General features: G+C 71.6%; 1 protein-coding gene. It reads left to right on the top strand.

Going from position 1 to position 795, the window contains the following annotated elements; genetic code table 11:
• Positions 1-70: 70 nt before the first annotated feature.
• A partial coding sequence (locus ACTWPV_RS49735) for a cytochrome P450 (RefSeq protein WP_443157232.1) occupies positions 71-795 on the top strand: 725 nt, incomplete at its 3' end.

Genomic DNA, 795 nt, shown 5'->3' with positions numbered 1-795 from the left:
GGCCCGGTTCAGCAGTGCCCTGACGCCGCTTCGCGGAGCGGGTGCGCTGGATCCCGATGAGGTGGCCAGGATGCGTGCCGGGCAGCTGATCGGGTTGGATCCGCCGGAGCACACCCGGCTGCGCCGGATGCTCACTGCCGAGTTCACGGCGCGCCGGATGCGCCGGCTGGAGCCGCGGATCACCGAGATCGTCCAGACCGCTCTGGACGGTCTGGAGGGGGCGGGCAGGCCGGCCGACCTGATGGCGCACTTCGCGCTGCCGGTGCCGTCCCTGGTGATCTGCGAGCTGCTGGGGGTGCCGGATGCCGACCGGTTCGAGTTCCAGGAGCGTTCCACGCGCTTGCTGGATGTTTCCCTGCCGGTGGAGGAGCTGACCGCGGTGCGGCGGGAGGAGCGGGCCTATCTGGCCGGTCTGGTCGCCCGGGCGCAGGCTGATCCGGGCGAGGACATGCTGGGCATGCTGGTGCGCGAGCACGGCGGCGATCTCAGCGCCGACGAGCTCATCGGCGTGGCCGGGCAGTTGCTGCTGGCCGGCCACGAGACCACCTCGAACATGCTGGGGCTGGGCACCCTGGCCCTGCTGCGGCATCCGGACCAGCTCGCGTTGATCCGCAAGGACCCGGCGCTGATCGAGTCCGCCGTCGAAGAGCTGCTGCGGTGGCTGTCCATTTCGCAGGCGCCTCCGCCCCGCTCCACCACGGCCGAGGTGGAGATCGCCGGGCAGGTCATCCCCGCGGGGGCGATGGTGATCTGCTCGCTTCCCGCCGCCAACCGCGATCACGCGTTCGTCGGCGA

This window comes from Nonomuraea sp. KM88, assembly GCF_052245635.1.
Classification (GTDB): Bacteria; Actinomycetota; Actinomycetes; order Streptosporangiales; family Streptosporangiaceae; genus Nonomuraea.
This window is presented reverse-complemented; position numbering and strand designations above follow the sequence as displayed.